Origin of the sequence: Adlercreutzia equolifaciens (genome assembly GCF_029076695.1) — a bacterium.
GTDB classification, from domain to species: Bacteria; Actinomycetota; Coriobacteriia; order Coriobacteriales; family Eggerthellaceae; genus Adlercreutzia; species Adlercreutzia equolifaciens_A.
Genome location: NZ_JARFIK010000025.1, coordinates 1 through 464, shown reverse-complemented (window position 1 = coordinate 464; position 464 = coordinate 1). Strand labels below are relative to the sequence as shown.

General features: G+C 53.0%; 1 pseudogene. It reads right to left on the bottom strand.

Annotated features, from left to right (window positions below):
* Positions 1-187: 187 nt before the first annotated feature.
* Positions 188-464 (bottom strand): annotated as a pseudogene (locus PZH32_RS11280) (DNA polymerase III subunit beta); the annotation flags it as partial.

Below are 464 nucleotides of genomic sequence, written 5' to 3'. Positions count from 1 at the left end.
TCGTTTTGCCAATGGCATTTTCGCCCACCAGTACCGTCACATCACCCAGGTTTTCCAGGGTGGCGTGGTCGTAGTTGCGAAAATCCCACAACGTCAGGCTTTCGATGCGCAGTGTCAAACAGCACCTTCTATTCGCGCGCCGGCAGCGTTGGAAGAGGCGCGCCGGCACTCTTTGATTCTGGAACCTTTAGGAAAGGCGTACCGGCATGACCAGATACAGGAAGTTTTCCGGCTCCAACGCACTGAAAATACCAGGTTTCAGGGAAGACTGAACTTCAAGATACACCTGATCAGTGGCAATCGATCCCAACCCGTCCAACACGTAGGCGTAGTTGAATGCAATCTCAACGTCTTCACCCTCGATGGTGCAGGGAAGAATTTCCTGAGCACTGCCAATATCTTGGCTGGCCGCGGTGATCTGCGCCGTTTTAGAATCCTGATTCAAATCGAAGCGCACCGGAGAG